This is a genomic window from Algoriphagus sanaruensis, assembly GCF_001593605.1.
Lineage (GTDB): Bacteria > Bacteroidota > Bacteroidia > Cytophagales > Cyclobacteriaceae > Algoriphagus > Algoriphagus sanaruensis.
Genome location: NZ_CP012836.1, coordinates 898,356 through 915,803 on the forward strand (window position 1 = coordinate 898,356; position 17,448 = coordinate 915,803).

Below are 17,448 nucleotides of genomic sequence, written 5' to 3' on the forward strand. Positions count from 1 at the left end.
ACTTGAGCTTCCCTATAATATTTTGTGTCTATTCAATTGATAAATCATAATTCTGATTTATTCTTATTTTTTTAGAAATAATTTTACAGATACAAAATAATATTTGGAATCTTTCAAAATTTGCTTTGAAGATTCAAAGAATATTTTTTTAGCGAACCCAAAGCTTTTTGGTGATAATTCCTTGTCTTCCCTGGAGGTGAACTAAATGAACACCTTGGGGTAAATTATCAAATGTAAGTGACGTCTCATTAGACCTGATTTTTCTTGAATCCAAGATCTGACCTAGCGAATTAATAATTACGACTTCTTCAAAATTGCCTAAACTTTTTCCTGCAACGGTTATGGAGCCAGTACTTGGATTGGGATACACTTTCCAATTAGAGTTGTCTAAAGGTTCTAGGGAGGTTATGATATCCACCAGCACATTAAGTGTGGTAGATGGGCCAAAATCACAAGCATTTTGAGCTTTTACCGACAAGGTATGATTTCCTTCTTGCTCCCAAATTACCTGAATTTGAGCCGTACCTTGACCTGATAAAATACGGCCACCAGAGCTTAGGGTCCATTGATAATTTAGTCTAGGAGAATTAACAGTCGAGTAGGTTTGGGTAGATAGCGCAGGAGTAGACTCGCCAATAATTGGAGATGGGGCCTCAGGGGAAGTGATCACCTGAACCGGAAAAACTTTTGAAGTGGAATTCCCGCATTCATTGTCTAGCCTAACACTTAAGGATTGAAGTCCTTCTGTGTCCCAGATTACTTCAATCTCCGCCTGGTTTTCATCAGAAATAATCGTTCCACCTTGAATGTTCCAAGTGTAAATAAAGTTACCAATGATCGGAGCTTTGTAGCTATAAGATTCACCTTGACATACTGTCCCTTCACCTTCGATTCCCTCCTCTAGACTTGGAATGTCTCCTATAGCTACCTCTAAGAATGAGGTCTCTCCCGCGCCACAGAAGTTAGACCGATTGACAAATACGCCACCTTTTCCCGGCAAAGTCCACTGTACTTCGATTTGATTTGTGCCTTGACCTTTGACAATTTGCCCCCCATCCACTCTCCAAATCAATGAGGATCCATCCTCTGGTAGATCAGAAATCTGATAAACCTGATTGCTTAAACAACTTTGGCTAGGTCCACTGATCGTACTTAACCTTCCCGTAGGGGGATTACAGTTATACTTAATTATTGTTCCTTCATCCCCAACTGCAAATGCCCCATTTTCGGTAAATGCCATCACTGCATATAAATCACGGGTGGTTCCTGTGGCTAATTTTGTCCAAGTAATTCCTCCGTCAGTTGTGGCTAGAGCTAATCCTTTTTCACCAACGGCCATTCCAAAGTTGTCCCCAAAAAAGTCCACTCCATAAATATTCTCAGCGATTCCGGTGTTTTGAAGACTCCACGTTCTACCCAAATCGGTTGTCTTCAAAGCTGTTCCCTTATCCCCTACAGCATAGGCGGTCGTTCCATTGATTCGAGTGGTATAGTTTAAATTTTCAGTCGTTTGGGAGGGAATAGTTTCCCAAATTGATCCGTTATTTGACCAAAGAATTTTCCCACCATCTCCTACAGCATAAGCTGTTTGCAAATCAAATGCGCTGATATCGTTAATACTCTCGGAAGTTTGTGAAACATTTGAGCCAAAAACTTCCCAAGAATTTCCACTACTTCCAGAGGAGCGAGCAATGGTTCCAGCATCCCCAACTACATATGGAAATTCAGGAAGAAAAATATGAACTCCCTTGATGGCATTAGTGGTAGGGATTTGAAGCTTGGTCCATCCCTGTCCTGCATTAGAAGTACGGTAAACTACTCCTGAGCTGCTGGTCACGAATCCGTAATTCGTATTCCAAAATTCCAGTGAATGAATGGATTCTACCTCAGGAATCGGTCTTGGAATTAAGGTTGTAGCCCCATTTGTAGTTACAAAAAATTCCCCCGCTCGTCCTCCGAGCAATAAGTAGGTGGCTGATTCTAAATCCATGGTGATGAAATCTGCCTTTACTCCTGCAAAAGGAACAGACCATGAATTTCCTTGATTAGTAGATTTTACTATATATCCAGCACTCCCAACCAATACTATTTGAGAACCATCTACTGAAAATGTACTCGAGTTAAATTTGGAAGCCAAATTGGTTCCATAGTTTATACTAGAAAAATCAACCCCTCCATTTTTAGATTGGAAGCCTTTCCCATCTTTAGTTCCTAAGATTATATGATTGGGATTGGTCGGGTGGATTGAAATAGTGGAAATATCGCTAGAAGTGAACGATTGGATTGGAGAGAAAGTCGTATTTGAAGCATTGAACTTCTCGATAAAACCATTTTTCCCTGCCACAAACATTTGTTCAGGGTTTGTTCCTGATACAGATAATAATGTGTCGGTGGTTGAGGTTTGAAATGTATTCCAAGTGGATCCTAAATTAGTGGATAAGACCAATTTGCCTTCAGAGCCCACTAAAAAAAGAGTATTGGGCCCAACAATGGACATTCCATAAAAGGAAAAGCCTGGAACCGAAGTTATTGGTGACCAGTTCTTTCCAAAATCCGAAGAGGTAAGTAGAATCCCATTTTCTCCAGCGGCAAAGGCAATATTTTCCGTGGAAAATTTGATCTGATTTAAATTCTCTGAAACTCCGGAGTTGCTATTTACCCATGTTTCTCCTCCATTTTCAGTAAATAAAATTTGCCCCCCTTTTCCAACTGCAATACCCCTTGATTCATCAAAAAAAGAAACATCCAGAAGCCAATCGTTAATTTCTTGTGTCGATTCTGTCCATGAGTTTCCGCCATTACTGGTTCGAATGATGATGTTTTCACCAACAATTATGGCTTTCTGGTCTGTAAGCCAATGGATACCTTCAAAATCAAGTCCCCAACTTTGCATTCGGGTCCAAGTTTGAGAAAAACCAATAGTTGACTCAAGTAAGAAAAATAAAAAGGCCAGTAAGGGTTTTTTCATCGGCGTTGGATTAGGAATGCAACTTTCAACACTCTACTTTTTGGGGATAAAAAGGTAAATTAAGTACAAATTAAAGGATATGAACTATATCTCAGGGTTTTTGAGGGTAGTATTACAGATAAAATTTATGGAAAAGTCATGGAAGGTTAAGATGGGGATTCTCGCTTGTTTGTTCTTGTTGATGATTAGTTGTGGTCCTCAAGAGCGTGTATCCAAGGAAGTATTTGAAGAGGCAAACAGACATCTAGAAGTAAAGAGAATATCTGAAGCCCAAATCATCGAAGAAGCTATGATTTGGGGGGATTCCATTTCCCAAGAAGCACAAAAAGAATTGATTGCTAAGCTGCAAGCTTCCGTTGCAGAAGTGGGAATTCCTGGAGCAATCGAATTCTGCAGTACAAATGCATTGTCAATACTGAATGAATTCAGCCAATCTCATCAAGTCACGGTTAGGAGAGTTTCAAATAAATATCGAAATCCATCCGATCAGCCTGATGATTCTGAACTACCTATTTTGGAGGCTTATGAATACAATGCCGAAAACGGGTTAGAAAGTGAGCCGAATATTCAAAAGTTAAATGGTGGAGAGGTACTACTTTATACTAAGCCAATTGTAATTGGGTCGGGACTATGTCTAAGTTGCCACGGTGAGCAAGGGAAAGAAATTAATGATGAGACTGCCAATAAACTATCCACAATCTATTCGAATGATTTAGCTCAAGGCTATAAACTAGGAGATCTTCGAGGGATGTGGTCTATTCGAATTCCCAAAAGTGAAGTGGCGAAACGGTTGTAATTTTAAAAGAATGGAAAAAAAGTTAGTGTTAATTGTGCTAATTCTGATGAGTTTCCAGCTCAACATTTCGGCAGTTTTTGATCCTTATACTCAAAAAATCCCAGGCACTCCCGTTTCCTTTGATATGACTCCTATTCCTGGAGGCACATTTTGGATGGGTAGTAATGATTCCGATTTTTCGGACCAAACCCCATCCCATGAAGTCTCTTTAGCTCCATTTTGGATGGGAACGCATGAAGTTACTTGGGATGCATTTGAGCTCTTTTTGGATAAGCACTTCGAAGAATCGATGACGGAAGGGGGAATTGAAGAGCGAGTAGATGGCTTGACGCGTCCTAGTTTACCGTATTTGGATATGACCTTTGGAATGGGGAAAGAAGGTAAGCCTGCTGTCGGAATGACTCAATATGGTGCACTTCAATTCTGTCACTGGCTTTATTTGAAAACAGGAATTTTTTATCGACTTCCTACAGAGGCAGAATGGGAATATGCAGCTCGTGGAGGTTCTCAGGAACGATTTTTCTATGGCAATGACCCAGCAAAGCTCGTCGAATATGCTTGGGTTAAATCCAATAGTAATGGACAGACGCATAGCGTGGGGCAGAAAAAGCCCAATCCCTTTGGACTTTATGATATTTATGGAAATGTACAGGAGTGGACGATAGATCTTTATGAGCCTGATTTTTACAGCAGGTCACCCAAGGATAATCCAATGAATCCAGCGGATAAATTGTACCCTCATGTGGTAAGAGGGGGAAGTTTCAAATCCGATCCGACTGAGATCAGTTCAGCGATGAGGGCTACCTCTGATCCGAATTGGAAAAGAATAGATCCTCAAATACCCAAAAGTCAATGGTGGTTTCCCGAGGCACCATTCATTGGGCTTCGGATAGTTAGACCTTTAACACCTCCTTCACCAGAAGAAATTCAAGCCTATTACAATCAAGAACCAATAGCTGATTATTAACCCTAAATAACACCTATCATGAATCAAAATAATTCGAGAAGAGACTTTTTGAAAACTTCCGCTCTTGTCACTGGCGGAATGTTAGCCCCATCATTTCTAGTTCCAGGAGCTTATGCCGCTCCTGAAAACCACCTAAAACTTGCCGTCATTGGTTGTGGAGGTAGAGGAACTGGAGCTGTGTTTCAAGCTTTTGAAACAGGACACCCAATTAAATTAGTTGCAATGGCAGATGCCTTTGAGGATCGTTTGGAGCAAAGCTATAAGGCTATTTCAGGAAAATATGGGGCTGAAAAAGTCACCGTTACACCTGAAAAGATGTTTGTTGGATTTGATGGATATAAGCAGGCCATTGCAGAAGCTGATGTAGTTATTTTGGCATCACCTCCAGGATTTCGCCCCCAACATTTTGAGGAGGCCGTAAAGCAGGGAAAACAGATTTTTATGGAAAAACCAGTGGCCACCGATGCAGCTGGTATTCGAAAAGTTCTAGCGGCAGCGGAGGAAGCAAAAGCCAAAAAACTGAATGTCGTTGTAGGACTTCAGCGACATTATCAAAGCAATTACCGAGAAGTGATGAAGCGAATTCATGATGGAGCTTTGGGAGAAATTATCGGAGGACAAGTCTATTGGAATGACGGTGGAGTTTGGGTTCGTGAACGCAAACCGGAGCAGACGGAAATGGAATACCAAATGCGGAATTGGTATTATTTCAATTGGCTCTGTGGAGATCATATCGTAGAGCAGCATGTTCATAATATTGACGTAGCCAATTGGGCCAAGAATGGTTATCCCGTAAAAGCAGAAGGAACGGGTGGTCGTCAAGTCCGGACAGGAAAAGACCATGGAGAGATCTTTGATCACCATGTATTAACCTTCACATATGCGGATGGATCTGTAATTCATTCGGAGTGTAGGCATTTTCCAGGTGCTGCCAATCGGGTGGATGAGACTTTCCAAGGAACCAATGGAAAGGTGTACCTGAGTGCTGGAAATCATGGAAATATGACTGATTGGAAAGGAAATCCAATCTATACCCATGATCGTGATAATAACCCCAATCCTTACCAAGTAGAGCATGACGAGCTCTGGGCAACGTTAGTTAAAGGAGAATACAAATTCGCTGATGCTGAAAATGCAGCAAAATCTACCATGACGGCGATTATGGGTCGATATGCAACCTATTCTGGCAAAGTGATAACTTGGGACGAAGCCTTAAATGGTTCTGTTGATCTTTTCCCTGAGAAGTTGGCTTGGGATGCTTTACCTAAACTTTTACCGAACGCTGATGGGTATTACCCTTATGCAATTCCAGGAAAAACTAAAGTAATCTAATCGATGGAAAGAAGAGGATTTATTAAGCGAATGGGTGTAGGTAGTGCTTTTTTAAGTGCTGCTGGAGCACTAAGTTTTCCTGGTTTTGCAGAAGAAATCAAACGAGCCATTCCTTTCAATATGGATTTTGCACCACATTTTGGGATGTTCCGAAATCATGCTCCCGGAGGAATAGTAGAAGAGCTCAAGTTTATGGCAGATCAAGGATTCAGGTCCTTGGAGGACAATGGGATGCTGAAAAGATCGGTGGCCGAACAAGAATTAATCGGAAAAACACTCCAGGACTTGGGAATGAGGATGGGAGTGTTTGTTATTGATGGAGGAGACAACTGGAAAGTATCTCTGGCTACTGGAAAGCAAGAATTTTTGGATACTTTTTTGGCCACCTGTCGAACATCAGTTGAAGTAGCTAAACGAGTAGGAGCCAAATGGATGACAGTCGTGCCTGGATACTTTGAGCGAAATCTTCCTTTAGGTGTCCAAACTGGAAATGTCATTGAAGCCTTAAAGCGGGGAGCCGAGATTTTGGAGCCGCATGGGCTGACTATGGTACTAGAGCCATTGAGTGATAATCCTGACTTATTTCTCCGCCACGCCGACCAAACCTATATGATTTGTAAAGCTGTAGATAGCCCTGCCTGCAAGATTCTCTACGATATCTATCACATGCAGCGAAATGAAGGGAATCTAATCGCAACTATGGACAAGACCTGGAGTGAAATAGCCTACATTCAAATTGGAGATAATCCAGGGAGAAAAGAGCCAGGTACTGGAGAAATTAACTTTTCTAATGTATTTAAGTGGATTCATGAAAAAGGATTTACTGGAGTGATGGGAATGGAGCATGGTAATGCAGGGCCTGGGAAAGAGGGCGAGCTTGCCTTGATTGAGGCTTACCGAAAAGTTGATGTAAAATGAAACGAGGGTTATTCTTTCTATTGAGTTATTGTTTGATTTCTGGACTTATTGCCCAGGAAGTCCAGTGGAAAGAAATAACTACACCAGTGAAAGCTTCCTTAAGGGGGCTTTCACCGGTTTCAACTACCGTGTGCTGGGCTAGTGGAAGCCAAGGTACTTGGCTGAAAACCATGGACGGTGGCGAATCGTGGGAACATGGATCTATTGAAGGACTTGATTCTTTAGATTTCCGAGCAATTCATGCTTGGGATGACGAGAGAGCGATCGTGGCATCGGCAGGATCGCCGGCTGTAGTCTATAAAACCAGCGATGGAGGAAAAACATGGGAAAAAGTACATGAAGAAGCGGAGCCTGCTTTTTTTGATGCGCTTACTTTTTTGTCCCCAAATCGTGGTTTTTTGTTAGGGGATCCAATTGATGGAACTTGGATGTTACTGGAGACTTATGATGGGGGCGATTCTTGGCAGCGCTTGCCTATATCACCTCCAGCCGCAGAAGGTGAAGCAGCGTTTGCTGCGAGTAATTCTTCACTTTTAGTCAATCGGAATATTCTTGTTTTTGGGACAGGAGGGGCCACCTCTAATTTGCACCTTTACTCGCTCAATGACCAGTACTGGACCTTATTTCAAGGACCTCTTTTGCAAGGAGCGTTCTCACAGGGGATATTCGGATTATCTTTTGTTCAAGATGGAATAGTCGCAGTCGGGGGAGATTTCGAAAAGCCTGATTCAAGGGATCGAACCGCGGCAGTTTTTAAAAATCAAATGGCGGAATTGCCGAATAGGTTTCCTTCTGGATATCGTTCGGGGATTGCCTATTGGAAACAGAAAAAATTATTGATCGCTGTTGGTCCTTCGGGATCTGATATTTCGTTGGATCAAGGAATGAACTGGGAAAACTTCTCAGCTACTGGCTTTCATGCGGTCAAAGTTTCTTTGGATCAGAAGTCAATCTGGGCATCGGGTTCTCAAGGGCGAATTGGGAAATTGATTTCAAAGTAATTTCCTCCCAAAAGGAAAATCAGGCCTTTTAAATAACCTTATCTCTCATTTTTTTTCGATCAATTCCTCACTACTTCTTAAAAAAAGGGTCTTGAGTTGTATATTTATCAAGCTTTAATTTTCCCTTTGCCTTTCAAACTCTCTAAACTTATAATGCATATGTTCGAAATTATTCCTTCCATTTGGCTGATAAACGGAAAGTGTGTCCGACTAAAAAGGGGGGATTTTGCTACTGAAGAGGTAATTTCCAATAATCCATTGGAAATTGCTCAGGCGTTTGAAAGCATCGGAATCAAGCGACTCCATTTAGTGGATTTGGATGGTGCTCGCCGTGGGGAGCCAAAGAACTATCATATTTTAGAGACGATTGCTGGTTATACAGATTTGAAAATTGATTTTACAGGAGGGGTTTCGACAGATGGTGATGTGATAAAATGTTTTGAGTTTGGTGCCAAGACGGTGACAATTGCCTCTGCAGCTGCTAACTTTCCAGAAAGATTTGCGCAGTTTATCTTGTCCTACGGAAGAGAGAAAATCAATCTAGCAGCTGATACGACGCCCACTGATCATAAAATAAAAATCCGCGGCTGGCTGAAAAAAACCGAAATCGACTTGTTTGAGCATATCGAATTCTTTTATGATCGAGGATTGAAATATCTGAAGTGTTCAGATGTAACTCGAGATGGTGTCATGGAAGGGCCTAATTTTACCCTTTATCAAGAAATATTAGATCGTTTCCCAAATTTACAATTGGCCGCTTCAGGTGGGGTTCGAGGAATAGATGATTTCAGAAAACTTCGTGATATGGGGGTCCATGCTGCAGTTTTTGGACGTGCCTATTACGAAGGGAAAATTGAACTTGCTGATCTAGAAAAATTTATGCTAGAAGGATAGTAACCACACAAAAAAAGGAGGCTTTAAGCCTCCTTTTTTATGAATATCAATTTTGATTTTAGTCTCCTTTAAACTTATCTACGATGTAGAGGAAAATATTGAATGATAGTGTAGAAGGAGATTCTGGTTTTTTTGTTTCCCCTTCTTTAGGAAAATCAGTAGTGTTATCTCTTTTGGCCAGAGGAGTAGTAGTTTTTTGTACTGAAGTGCTAGCCTTAGATGCGTTAAATAAAATAGGTGCATTCTCTCGGGATGCCGTATGATCTTCAGATCCAGAACGATCCACTCTCGTAGATGGCAATTCTTCTGCCTTTTCATTTTCATTTTGGGCGGAAGACTCGTGTGAGATTAAAGCCATTCCCATCAAGACAAAAACCAACAAAAGAGGTTTTTTGACAGAAAAGTTTGAAAATTTCAGCATGGCTCGATTTAGAGTTCTTATGACTTAACTTAGAGTTCGTGTAAAGGTTGCTAAAAATAATAAAAAAAACAGCTATGCAAACGATTGACCAGGAAGATTTTCTCAAAATTGACTTACGATTAGGAACAATAATACAGGCAGAAATTTTTGAGAAAGCTCGTAAACCCGCCTATAAAATTTGGATAGATTTCGGGGCGGATCTGGGAGTGAAAAAATCCTCAGCTCAAGTGACTTCATTTTATACCCCAGAAAGCTTACTGGGTAAACAAGTGATTTGTGTGGTCAATTTCAAGCCCAGACAAATCGCAGATTTTATGTCTGAAGTTTTGGTCACTGGATTTTCAGCTGAATCAGGAGGAATTGTTTTGGCTACCTCCGACCAACTTGCGCCAAATGGTGCTAAATTACATTAATGAACTGGAAGGTGAGTCAGATACTTTACCCATTCATGTTACACACTAGCCCATTAATCAATTTCAGATTTAAATAGTTATCGATGAGACTTCTACTTTTAATTCCAGCCCTACTATTGGGCACTTTACTTCAAGCTCAAAGTTTGGAAGGAGCTTGGAAACTGATCAGCCAAAACGGAAGCTTGATTACAGAGCAGGAGTTTATTAAAATCTACCAGGATGATTATTTCGCCTTTGGAATTAAAAATTCCTCTGATCATGCTTTTATAGGGGCTGGAGGGGGACCTTATGAATATGCCAATGGGAAATACTCCGAAACACTAGATTTTTTTACGCTCGATCCGCTTCAAGTGGGCACTACGACTCCATTCAAAGTGGAACTTAAAGAGAATAGGCTTTCACTTACTGCAAATACCAATCAAGGCATTCTAGTTGAGGTTTGGGAACGAATTTCAGAATCCAAAGATGACCTTACCGGTAATTGGGTGATCACCGGACGAAAAAGAGAGGAAGAAATTTCAAGATCTACTCCAGGAGCGCGGAGAACGATAAAAATTTTGAGTGGAGGACGTTTTCAGTGGGTAGCATTTAACTCCGATACAAAAGAATTTTCTGGAACTGGAGGAGGAACATACACCGCAATAGAAGGTAAATACACCGAAAATATCACCTTTTTTTCCCGAGATAATTCCCGTGTAGGGGCTAGTTTAAGTTTTGATTACAAGGTGATCGATGGGGAGTGGCATCATAGTGGCCTCAGTTCTCAAGGCCAACCCATTTATGAAATTTGGACTCCCTACGCGATTGGCTATACCCCAACCTCGAAATGAAACAAAAAAGGAGCTTTTTATAGCTCCTTTTTCTTTTATGCCTCTACACTGTAAAGCTCCTTAAGTCGCTCAATTGTGTAATCAACTTCTTGTAATGAATTAAATCGGCTAAAAGAAAACCGGACAGAATCTCGATCAGCTTTTGCTCCAATTGCGCGTAAAACATGAGATCCTACTGTGGCTCCAGAACTACAAGCTGAACCACCTGAAGCAGAAATTCCAGCTAAGTCCAAATTGAAAAGTAACATGCCACTATTTGATTCAGAAGGCGGAAGGCTGACATTAAGAACAGTGTAAAGAGACTGGTCTATGTTTTCAGACATTCCATTAAATTCTACACCCGGAATTTCTGCCCTTAATTTTTCTATGAATCGAGCTTTTAACGAACGAATTTGAGATTGATGTTCTTCCATGTGCTCGTAGGCAAGCTCCAATGCTTTAGCCACACCAATTATTCCAATCACATTTTCAGTCCCTCCTCGCATATTTCGCTCTTGGGCCCCTCCATGAATAAATGGGTGAATTTTTTTGTCTTTTCTGACATAAAGAAAACCTGCACCTTTTGGTCCATGAAATTTATGTCCTCCTGCGACAATGGCATCCACGGGCAGATTTTTAAGATCATGTCGATAGTGCCCCATGGTTTGAACGGTATCGGAATGGAAAAAAGCGCCGTATTCTTTAGCAAGTGTTCCAATTCGCTCCAGATCATTCAAGGTGCCAATTTCATTATTGGCATGCATTAAGGAGACCAAACTCTTTGGATTGGCTTTTAAAAGTGTTGTCAATTGGTCGTAATCAATATTTCCTTGGTGATCGACATCAAGCAAGGAAAGTTTGATTTTACCTTTTTGGGCCAAAACTTCTAGCGTATGTAATACCGCATGGTGCTCAATCGGGGAGCTTATGGCATGGGTAATCTCGTGCGTATCAATACCACAGACCAAAGCAGTGTTATCTGCCTCCGTTCCACCAGAGGTGAAGAAAATTTCAGATGGGCTAGCATTGAGTAGTTCCGCAACTTTTTTTCTTGATTTTTCAATGGCGGATCTTACCTCTCTTCCATGGCTATGCACTGAAGAAGGATTACCAAAATGACTTTTCATGAATGGAAGCATGGCTTCGATCACTTGATCGTCCATGGCTGTGGTTGCGGCATTGTCAAAGTAAACTTTCATCATATCTGGGGTTGGGGCATTCGATTTTTCAGTCTTAAATCAGCGATGCACTCACCACCTCCTTGATATCTAGCATAATTTTTTTAGCTAAATGCTCAGCGGTAGCTTCGCTGTCCGATTCTGAATAAATCCGAATGATCGGTTCTGTATTTGATTTTCTCAAATGAACCCATTCTTTATCGAATTCTATTTTGACTCCATCAATATCATTGATGGGGTGTTTTTTATACTTGTTTTTGATTTCGAGGAGGATTTTGTCCACGTCGATCTCAGGAGTAAGTTCGATTTTGTTTTTTGAAATATGGTAGTTCGGATAGGTGGCTCTAAGCATGGAAATTGATTTTCCGAACTTTGCCAGATGGGTTAAAAATAGACCAATCCCAACCAAGGCATCTCTTCCATAATGGGAAGTAGGATAGATAATCCCTCCATTTCCTTCTCCGCCAATTACCGCATTTACGGCTTTCATTTGATTGACGACATTAACTTCCCCCACTGCTGCTGCGGTATAATTACCACCTCTTTTTAGAGTTACATCCTTCAGAGCTCGGGTAGAAGAAAGGTTGGAAACCGTATTTCCTGGGGTTTGGGACAACACGTAATCTGCAACTGCAACTAGCGTATATTCCTCTCCAAACATGGAACCATCCTCGTTGACAAGGGCTAATCGATCCACATCAGGGTCTACCACGATGCCTAGATCAAAGTTTCCTTTTTCTAATTTTTTTGAAATCTCCCGCAGATTCTCAGGAAGTGGTTCAGGATTATGTGGGAAATGACCGTCAGGAGTACAATACATTTCTTCAATTTCTGTAACTCCAAGGGCTTTTAGCAATTTTGGAACAGCTATTCCTCCTGTGGAATTGACAGCATCAACCACGATTTTGAAATTCCTTGCTCGAATAGCTTCCACATCCACCAGCTCCAGATCAAGAACATGTTGGATATGGCGGTCAAGGTAATCGTCGATAGCGGTGTACTTTCCGAGTTTTTTGACTTCAGCGAAGTTAAAATCCTCCTTTTCTGCTTTTTCCAGAATGGATTTCCCTTCTTCATCTGAAATGAACTCACCGACTGAATTCAGCAATTTTAGCGCATTCCATTGAATGGGATTATGGGAAGCAGTGAGGATAATACCTCCTCCCGCTTGTTCTTTTGGCACCGCAAATTCTACCGTTGGTGTGGTGCTTAGCCCAAGATCTATTACATGAATTCCTAGCCCTTGAAGGGTGGCTGAAACAAGATCCGAGATCATTTTTCCAGAGAGCCTTGCATCTCGTCCAATTACAACTTTTGGATTCCCGGTTTTTTCGATGACCCAAGCCCCATAGGCGGAAGCAAATTTAACTACATCAATTGGTGTGAGTCCCTCACCGGCCTTGCCGCCGATAGTTCCTCTAATTCCGGAAATTGATTTAATGAGTGACACTAATAAGTTGGTTTAAAAGATGATCAGAATAAAAAAATAAAAGGTCAAATGGGTGATTTTATTTGAATTTGGCCAACACCTTGTCGACTTCATTGTCGGGATTGGCACAAGAAGAATCAGAGTCTACTGTTTTACCGCATAGACTACAAGTGACTCCTTCCTTATTTAGAAATGGGCTTTGGGATGCACAAGTGCCTTTGAATTCTCCATTTTTGAGGAAAATTAGCCTTACAGACATCAAAACGAAGAACAAAGCTACAAAGCCGACGGTGATCAATACAGTTGCCATAACGGATATATTTGCGCAAATTTAAACCTTTACTCCGAAAACGTCCACAACTTTAGCATAGTTTCCCAAGTCATGTCCAATTTGAGTACCCGAGCAGAACAGCTTGCCGCATTTGATCGATTGTTGACCATTATGGATGAGCTGCGTGCACAATGTCCTTGGGATAAAAAGCAAACGACGGAGAGCCTCAGACATTTAACGATAGAAGAAACCTTTGAATTATCGGATGCCATTTTGGAGGGGAATCCCGAAGAAATAAAAAAAGAACTGGGAGACATCTTATTGCATATCGTTTTTTATGCAAAGATTGGCTCTGAAGAAGGCAATTTTGATATTTCCACCTTGATCCATTCTTTGTGTGAGAAATTGGTCCGACGCCATCCCCACATTTATGGAGATACAGTTGCGCAAGATGAAGAAACTGTCAAGCAAAACTGGGAAAAGATCAAGTTGAAAGAAAAAGGGAATAGTTCTGTTCTAGGAGGGGTTCCCAAATCATTGCCAGCTTTGATCAAAGCCATGCGAATCCAAGAAAAAGCCCGCGGTGTAGGTTTTGATTGGGAAGAAAAGCAGCAGGTTTGGGAAAAGGTTGAGGAGGAGATGAAAGAGTTTCAAGCAGAATTTAATGCAGCCTCCGAGGAAGAAATCGACCATGAAAAGGCGACAGGCGAATTTGGTGATCTTCTTTTTTCGCTCATTAATTACGCCCGTTTTATTGACATCAATCCTGAAGAGGCGTTGGAGCGAACAAACCTTAAATTCATCAAGCGGTTTCAATATCTAGAAAATGCTGCTCGCGAGGCTGGCAAAAACTTGAGTGATATGACCCTCGCTGAAATGGACGTTTATTGGAATGAGGCCAAGAAAAAATAATCCTACTCAGAAAGTCCAGAAACTTGAAATTTCGTAATTCCGATATGAGTGGGCTTTCCAAATAACCATGAAAATTTCAATTAACTCAATAAATAGATAACTCAATTTTCAGCTATGCCCAATCAAGTAATTTTCACCCCAGAAGCTCCTGCACCGATCGGTCCCTATTCCCAAGCTATATTAGCGGGTAATACCTTATATGTTTCTGGTCAAATCGCTTTAGATCCTGATACGGGAGACTTGATCAATGAAAATATTACAGAGGAGACTCATGCTGTCATGAAAAACATGGAGGCCATTTTAAGAGCTGCCGGTTTTGGATTTGGAGATATAGCTAAGTGTACCATTTTTATTCGCGACATGGGGCAGTTTGCAACGATCAATGAAGCTTATGGGCAATATTTTAAAGTTAATCCTCCTGCCCGGGAAACAGTCGAGGTGAGCAAACTCCCTAAGAATGTAAATGTGGAAATTTCTTGCATTGCGATAAAAGCGGGCAGTTGAATCTCATTCCCTTTCATAGCGAAACGATCGTGAGCGCCATGTCCCAAGAGGAAGTCTTGGGACAACTTAGGGCTGTGACTCGTGAAGCTAATTTTTTAGACGCCCGTACCCAGACTTTAGCTGATGTCAAATTCAATGGTTTGGTGGGCAGGCAGAAGTTTCGAATCTCTAGAGTCATTCGAAGAGGGGAGACTTTTCTCCCACTTATTGAGGGGAGGGTAGAGAAAACTCCGCGTGGAAGTATCATTTTTTTAGCTTATCGGTTATTTCCTGTGGCCTTATTTTTTTTGATTTTCTGGAGTGTAGTTTTGGTGTCATTTGCCATATTTTATGGGTTAGCTTTGGAGAATTGGCAAAACGCCATGATTTGCAGCCTTCTCGCGGTGGTCAATTACATGCTTTGCGTCTTTTTCTTTCACCGGCAGGTAAAGGCTTCGCGGGCGATTTTTCATCAACTCATTAATTTTCATTTGAAAGGCAAGGATTAAATCGCTGCTGGTCTAGGCAAAAGGAGGGTTTGATTGTAACTTTGCGCCCGTATCAATTCAAACCCATTTACCAAAAATTATGACTATCCGTATCGAGAAGGACACCATGGGACCTGTTGAGGTGCCTGCTGACAAATATTGGGGTGCACAGACGCAGCGCTCCATAAATAATTTTAAAATCGGTGGTGAGAAAAACCGCATGCCAATCGAGATTGTTCGAGCTTTTGCGATTTTGAAAAAAGCGGCGGCACTGACTAATGCTGAACTTGGCGTATTGACACAGGATAAAGCAGAGATCATTGCTCAAGTATGTGATGAGATCCTTGCTGGCAAATTGGACGATCAATTTCCATTGGTGATCTGGCAGACTGGATCTGGGACGCAGTCTAATATGAACGTAAATGAGGTGATTGCCTACCGCGCCCACGTACTATTGGGAGGCTCTTTGGAGGATGCAAAAAAGAAAATTCACCCCAATGATGACGTGAATAAATCTCAGTCCTCTAATGATACCTATCCTACTGCGATGCACATTGCTGCATACCAAATGGTGGTAGAAAACACCATACCAGGGGTACAAAAATTAAGAGACACCTTAGCTGCTAAAGCAGAGGCATTCAAAAATGTGGTGAAAATCGGTCGAACTCATTTTATGGATGCTACTCCGCTCACCCTTGGTCAAGAATTTAGTGGCTATGTAGCCCAGCTTGATCATGGATTGAGGGCTTTGAAAAATACGTTGGCTCATTTATCAGAGCTAGCACTTGGCGGAACAGCCGTGGGAACAGGATTGAATACTCCACAAGGCTATTCAGAATTAGTGGCTAAGAAAATTGCGGAGCTATCCGGACATCCATTTGTTACTGCTCCAAATAAATTTGAGGCATTAGCTGCCCATGATGGAATGGTGGAATCGCATGGAGCTTTGAAGCAAATGGCAGTTTCCTTGATGAAAATTGCGAATGATATTCGAATGCTTTCTTCTGGACCTAGATCAGGAATTGGTGAAATTTTAATTCCTGAAAACGAACCGGGATCTTCCATTATGCCTGGTAAAGTCAATCCAACTCAAGTGGAAGCCATGACGATGGTGGCAGCGCAAGTGATGGGAAATGACGTGGCCATCTCTATTGGAGGATCTAATGGTCACTTTGAACTCAACGTGTTTAAGCCATTGATTGCAGCTAACTTCCTACAGTCGGCACGTTTGATCGGTGATGCATGCGTCTCATTCAACGATAACTGCGCCATTGGTATTGAACCAAATACCCCGATGATCCAACGTCATTTGGAAAACTCCTTGATGCTAGTTACTGCGCTTAATACGCATATTGGCTATGAAAATGCCGCGGCAATTGCCAAAAAAGCGCATAAAGAAGGAACAAGCCTTCGTGAAGCTGCCATTGCTCTTGGACTACTTACCTCTGAGCAATTTGACGAGTGGGTGAAGCCAGAAGATATGATTGGAAGCTTGAAATAAGAGTTATTTAATTAAAAAAGTAAAGCCCTTGCAACCTAAGCTTGCAAGGGCTTTTTTTTGTGATTCATGGATTAAAATCCAACGAATGCTGGTGGCTCTACCCCCACTGCTCGTAAATAAGCAATAGCAGAGCCTCGGTGATGAGTACCATGATCCATCAATAAAGCTTCCACTTGTCTGATGCTTACTTGATTGCCGAAGACATCCATTTTTTGTGCCTCTTCAGCTGGAGATAAGGCCTTGATGCTAGCAGAACCGTAATCGTAAGCTTCTGCCACATAGGCTGCCAATTGCTCTCGAGTGGCAGTGGCCAAATCCAAGGTTGGAGTATTTTCAGCACCTTTCAAATAGCCTTTGGATATGCCAACAATAGAGCTTGCGATATGATGAATTTGTTCCTTGAAGCTCATCGCACCTGGGTCAGTCTTGTAATCCATTCCAGAGTCGGGCATTTTGGCCAAAACATCTAAGGTAAACTGCTTACTGTTTTCCCATTTACTTAGGTATTCTTCTTTGGTAGTCTGTGCAGAGACAATAGTTCCAGAGAAAAAGAAAGCAGCAAATAGAGCTGCAAAAGTTACTTTCATTAAATTTTTCATAAGTGAACAATGTTTAGAGGATGGTTAAAGTTCAAGGATTGAATCTGTAATTCAAATCGAAAGTCTAA

At 41.5% G+C, this 17,448-nt stretch carries 18 protein-coding genes; 12 read left to right on the top strand and 6 right to left on the bottom strand.

From position 1 onward, the window contains the following. Positions 1–148 precede the first annotated feature (148 nt). Complete coding sequence (locus AO498_RS04045) at positions 149–2,968, bottom strand: YCF48-related protein (protein WP_067544034.1); 2,820 nt, start codon at positions 2,966–2,968, stop codon at positions 149–151. A 127-nt stretch (positions 2,969–3,095) separates the two neighbouring features. Here AO498_RS04045 and AO498_RS04050 point away from each other — a divergent pair, with 127 nt between their 5' ends. From AO498_RS04050 to AO498_RS04075, 6 genes are all read left to right on the top strand, one after another. Next, positions 3,096–3,764, top strand: coding sequence for a Tll0287-like domain-containing protein (locus tag AO498_RS04050; protein ID WP_067544036.1), 669 nt, complete (start codon positions 3,096–3,098; stop codon positions 3,762–3,764). 10 nt (positions 3,765–3,774) lie between these two features. Next, on the top strand, positions 3,775–4,731 hold the full coding sequence (locus tag AO498_RS04055) for a formylglycine-generating enzyme family protein (RefSeq protein ID WP_067544038.1): 957 nt from the start codon (positions 3,775–3,777) through the stop codon (positions 4,729–4,731). A gap of 18 nt (positions 4,732–4,749) precedes the next feature. Next, on the top strand, positions 4,750–6,063 hold the full coding sequence (locus AO498_RS04060; RefSeq protein WP_067544040.1) for a Gfo/Idh/MocA family oxidoreductase: 1,314 nt from the start codon (positions 4,750–4,752) through the stop codon (positions 6,061–6,063). A 3-nt stretch (positions 6,064–6,066) separates the two neighbouring features. Continuing rightward, entirely contained in the window at positions 6,067–6,981 is a 915-nt protein-coding gene (locus AO498_RS04065) for a hydroxypyruvate isomerase family protein (RefSeq protein ID WP_067544042.1), read from the top strand. Then, on the top strand, positions 6,978–7,982 hold the full coding sequence (locus AO498_RS04070; RefSeq protein ID WP_067544044.1) for a WD40/YVTN/BNR-like repeat-containing protein: 1,005 nt from the start codon (positions 6,978–6,980) through the stop codon (positions 7,980–7,982). Before AO498_RS04065 ends, AO498_RS04070 begins: the two co-directional genes overlap by 4 nt. 159 nt (positions 7,983–8,141) lie before the next feature. Further along, positions 8,142–8,876 carry a 1-(5-phosphoribosyl)-5-[(5-phosphoribosylamino)methylideneamino]imidazole-4-carboxamide isomerase gene (locus tag AO498_RS04075; RefSeq protein ID WP_067544046.1) on the top strand — a complete coding sequence of 245 codons (735 nt, stop codon included), beginning with the start codon at positions 8,142–8,144 and terminating at the stop codon, positions 8,874–8,876. Between the two features lie 58 nt (positions 8,877–8,934). Here the strand turns inward: AO498_RS04075 and AO498_RS04080 are convergent, their stop codons facing one another. Next, positions 8,935–9,297, bottom strand: a complete 363-nt coding sequence (locus AO498_RS04080; protein WP_067544048.1) for a hypothetical protein — start codon at positions 9,295–9,297, stop codon at positions 8,935–8,937. 74 nt (positions 9,298–9,371) lie between these two features. Between AO498_RS04080 and AO498_RS04085 the strand changes: the two genes are divergently transcribed. Both AO498_RS04085 and AO498_RS04090 read left to right on the top strand, forming a co-directional pair. Next, positions 9,372–9,710: a tRNA-binding protein gene (locus AO498_RS04085; protein ID WP_067544050.1), complete on the top strand. Its 339-nt coding sequence runs from the start codon at positions 9,372–9,374 to the stop codon at positions 9,708–9,710. Positions 9,711–9,793: 83 nt separating this feature from the next. Beyond that, complete coding sequence (locus tag AO498_RS04090) at positions 9,794–10,540, top strand: hypothetical protein (protein ID WP_067544052.1); 747 nt, start codon at positions 9,794–9,796, stop codon at positions 10,538–10,540. A 35-nt stretch (positions 10,541–10,575) separates the two neighbouring features. Here the strand turns inward: AO498_RS04090 and AO498_RS04095 are convergent, their stop codons facing one another. From AO498_RS04095 to AO498_RS04105, 3 genes are read right to left on the bottom strand one after another with little or no spacing between them, the layout of a single operon-like run. Beyond that, complete coding sequence (locus tag AO498_RS04095; RefSeq protein ID WP_067550236.1) at positions 10,576–11,718, bottom strand: cysteine desulfurase family protein; 1,143 nt, start codon at positions 11,716–11,718, stop codon at positions 10,576–10,578. Positions 11,719–11,752: 34 nt separating this feature from the next. Further along, on the bottom strand, positions 11,753–13,147 hold the full coding sequence (gene glmM / locus AO498_RS04100) for a phosphoglucosamine mutase (protein WP_067544055.1): 1,395 nt from the start codon (positions 13,145–13,147) through the stop codon (positions 11,753–11,755). Between the two features lie 58 nt (positions 13,148–13,205). Then, a complete protein-coding gene (locus AO498_RS04105; RefSeq protein ID WP_067544056.1) occupies positions 13,206–13,436 on the bottom strand; it encodes a hypothetical protein in 231 nt (76 codons plus the stop codon). A 72-nt stretch (positions 13,437–13,508) separates the two neighbouring features. On the opposite strand from AO498_RS04105, the gene mazG reads away from it, so the two are divergent. From mazG to fumC, 4 genes are all read left to right on the top strand, one after another. Then, positions 13,509–14,309 carry a nucleoside triphosphate pyrophosphohydrolase gene (mazG, locus tag AO498_RS04110; protein ID WP_067544058.1) on the top strand — a complete coding sequence of 267 codons (801 nt, stop codon included), beginning with the start codon at positions 13,509–13,511 and terminating at the stop codon, positions 14,307–14,309. A gap of 114 nt (positions 14,310–14,423) precedes the next feature. Further along, positions 14,424–14,813, top strand: a complete 390-nt coding sequence (locus AO498_RS04115) for a RidA family protein (RefSeq protein ID WP_067544060.1) — start codon at positions 14,424–14,426, stop codon at positions 14,811–14,813. Positions 14,814–14,851: 38 nt separating this feature from the next. Continuing rightward, positions 14,852–15,301: a hypothetical protein gene (locus AO498_RS04120; RefSeq protein WP_067544062.1), complete on the top strand. Its 450-nt coding sequence runs from the start codon at positions 14,852–14,854 to the stop codon at positions 15,299–15,301. A gap of 79 nt (positions 15,302–15,380) precedes the next feature. After that, a complete protein-coding gene (gene fumC, locus AO498_RS04125; protein ID WP_067544064.1) occupies positions 15,381–16,781 on the top strand; it encodes a class II fumarate hydratase in 1,401 nt (466 codons plus the stop codon). 71 nt (positions 16,782–16,852) lie between these two features. On the opposite strand, the gene AO498_RS04130 is transcribed toward fumC, so the two are convergent. Further along, positions 16,853–17,380, bottom strand: coding sequence for a DinB family protein (locus tag AO498_RS04130; RefSeq protein ID WP_067544066.1), 528 nt, complete (start codon positions 17,378–17,380; stop codon positions 16,853–16,855). Positions 17,381–17,448 lie beyond the last annotated feature (68 nt).

What these genes read in the sequence shown, in the direction of transcription:
- AO498_RS04045 (WP_067544034.1), bottom strand. Translation starts at nt 2,968, where the DNA reads ATGAAAAAACCCTTACTGGCCTTTTTATTTTTCTTACTTGAGTCAACT.
- AO498_RS04050 (WP_067544036.1), top strand. Translation starts at nt 3,096, where the DNA reads ATGGAAAAGTCATGGAAGGTTAAGATGGGGATTCTCGCTTGTTTGTTC.
- AO498_RS04055 (WP_067544038.1), top strand. Translation starts at nt 3,775, where the DNA reads ATGGAAAAAAAGTTAGTGTTAATTGTGCTAATTCTGATGAGTTTCCAG.
- AO498_RS04060 (WP_067544040.1), top strand. Translation starts at nt 4,750, where the DNA reads ATGAATCAAAATAATTCGAGAAGAGACTTTTTGAAAACTTCCGCTCTT.
- AO498_RS04065 (WP_067544042.1), top strand. Translation starts at nt 6,067, where the DNA reads ATGGAAAGAAGAGGATTTATTAAGCGAATGGGTGTAGGTAGTGCTTTT.
- AO498_RS04070 (WP_067544044.1), top strand. Translation starts at nt 6,978, where the DNA reads ATGAAACGAGGGTTATTCTTTCTATTGAGTTATTGTTTGATTTCTGGA.
- AO498_RS04075 (WP_067544046.1), top strand. Translation starts at nt 8,142, where the DNA reads ATGTTCGAAATTATTCCTTCCATTTGGCTGATAAACGGAAAGTGTGTC.
- AO498_RS04080 (WP_067544048.1), bottom strand. Translation starts at nt 9,297, where the DNA reads ATGCTGAAATTTTCAAACTTTTCTGTCAAAAAACCTCTTTTGTTGGTT.
- AO498_RS04085 (WP_067544050.1), top strand. Translation starts at nt 9,372, where the DNA reads ATGCAAACGATTGACCAGGAAGATTTTCTCAAAATTGACTTACGATTA.
- AO498_RS04090 (WP_067544052.1), top strand. Translation starts at nt 9,794, where the DNA reads ATGAGACTTCTACTTTTAATTCCAGCCCTACTATTGGGCACTTTACTT.
- AO498_RS04095 (WP_067550236.1), bottom strand. Translation starts at nt 11,718, where the DNA reads ATGAAAGTTTACTTTGACAATGCCGCAACCACAGCCATGGACGATCAA.
- AO498_RS04105 (WP_067544056.1), bottom strand. Translation starts at nt 13,436, where the DNA reads ATGGCAACTGTATTGATCACCGTCGGCTTTGTAGCTTTGTTCTTCGTT.
- mazG (WP_067544058.1), top strand. Translation starts at nt 13,509, where the DNA reads ATGTCCAATTTGAGTACCCGAGCAGAACAGCTTGCCGCATTTGATCGA.
- AO498_RS04115 (WP_067544060.1), top strand. Translation starts at nt 14,424, where the DNA reads ATGCCCAATCAAGTAATTTTCACCCCAGAAGCTCCTGCACCGATCGGT.
- AO498_RS04120 (WP_067544062.1), top strand. Translation starts at nt 14,852, where the DNA reads ATGTCCCAAGAGGAAGTCTTGGGACAACTTAGGGCTGTGACTCGTGAA.
- fumC (WP_067544064.1), top strand. Translation starts at nt 15,381, where the DNA reads ATGACTATCCGTATCGAGAAGGACACCATGGGACCTGTTGAGGTGCCT.
- AO498_RS04130 (WP_067544066.1), bottom strand. Translation starts at nt 17,380, where the DNA reads ATGAAAAATTTAATGAAAGTAACTTTTGCAGCTCTATTTGCTGCTTTC.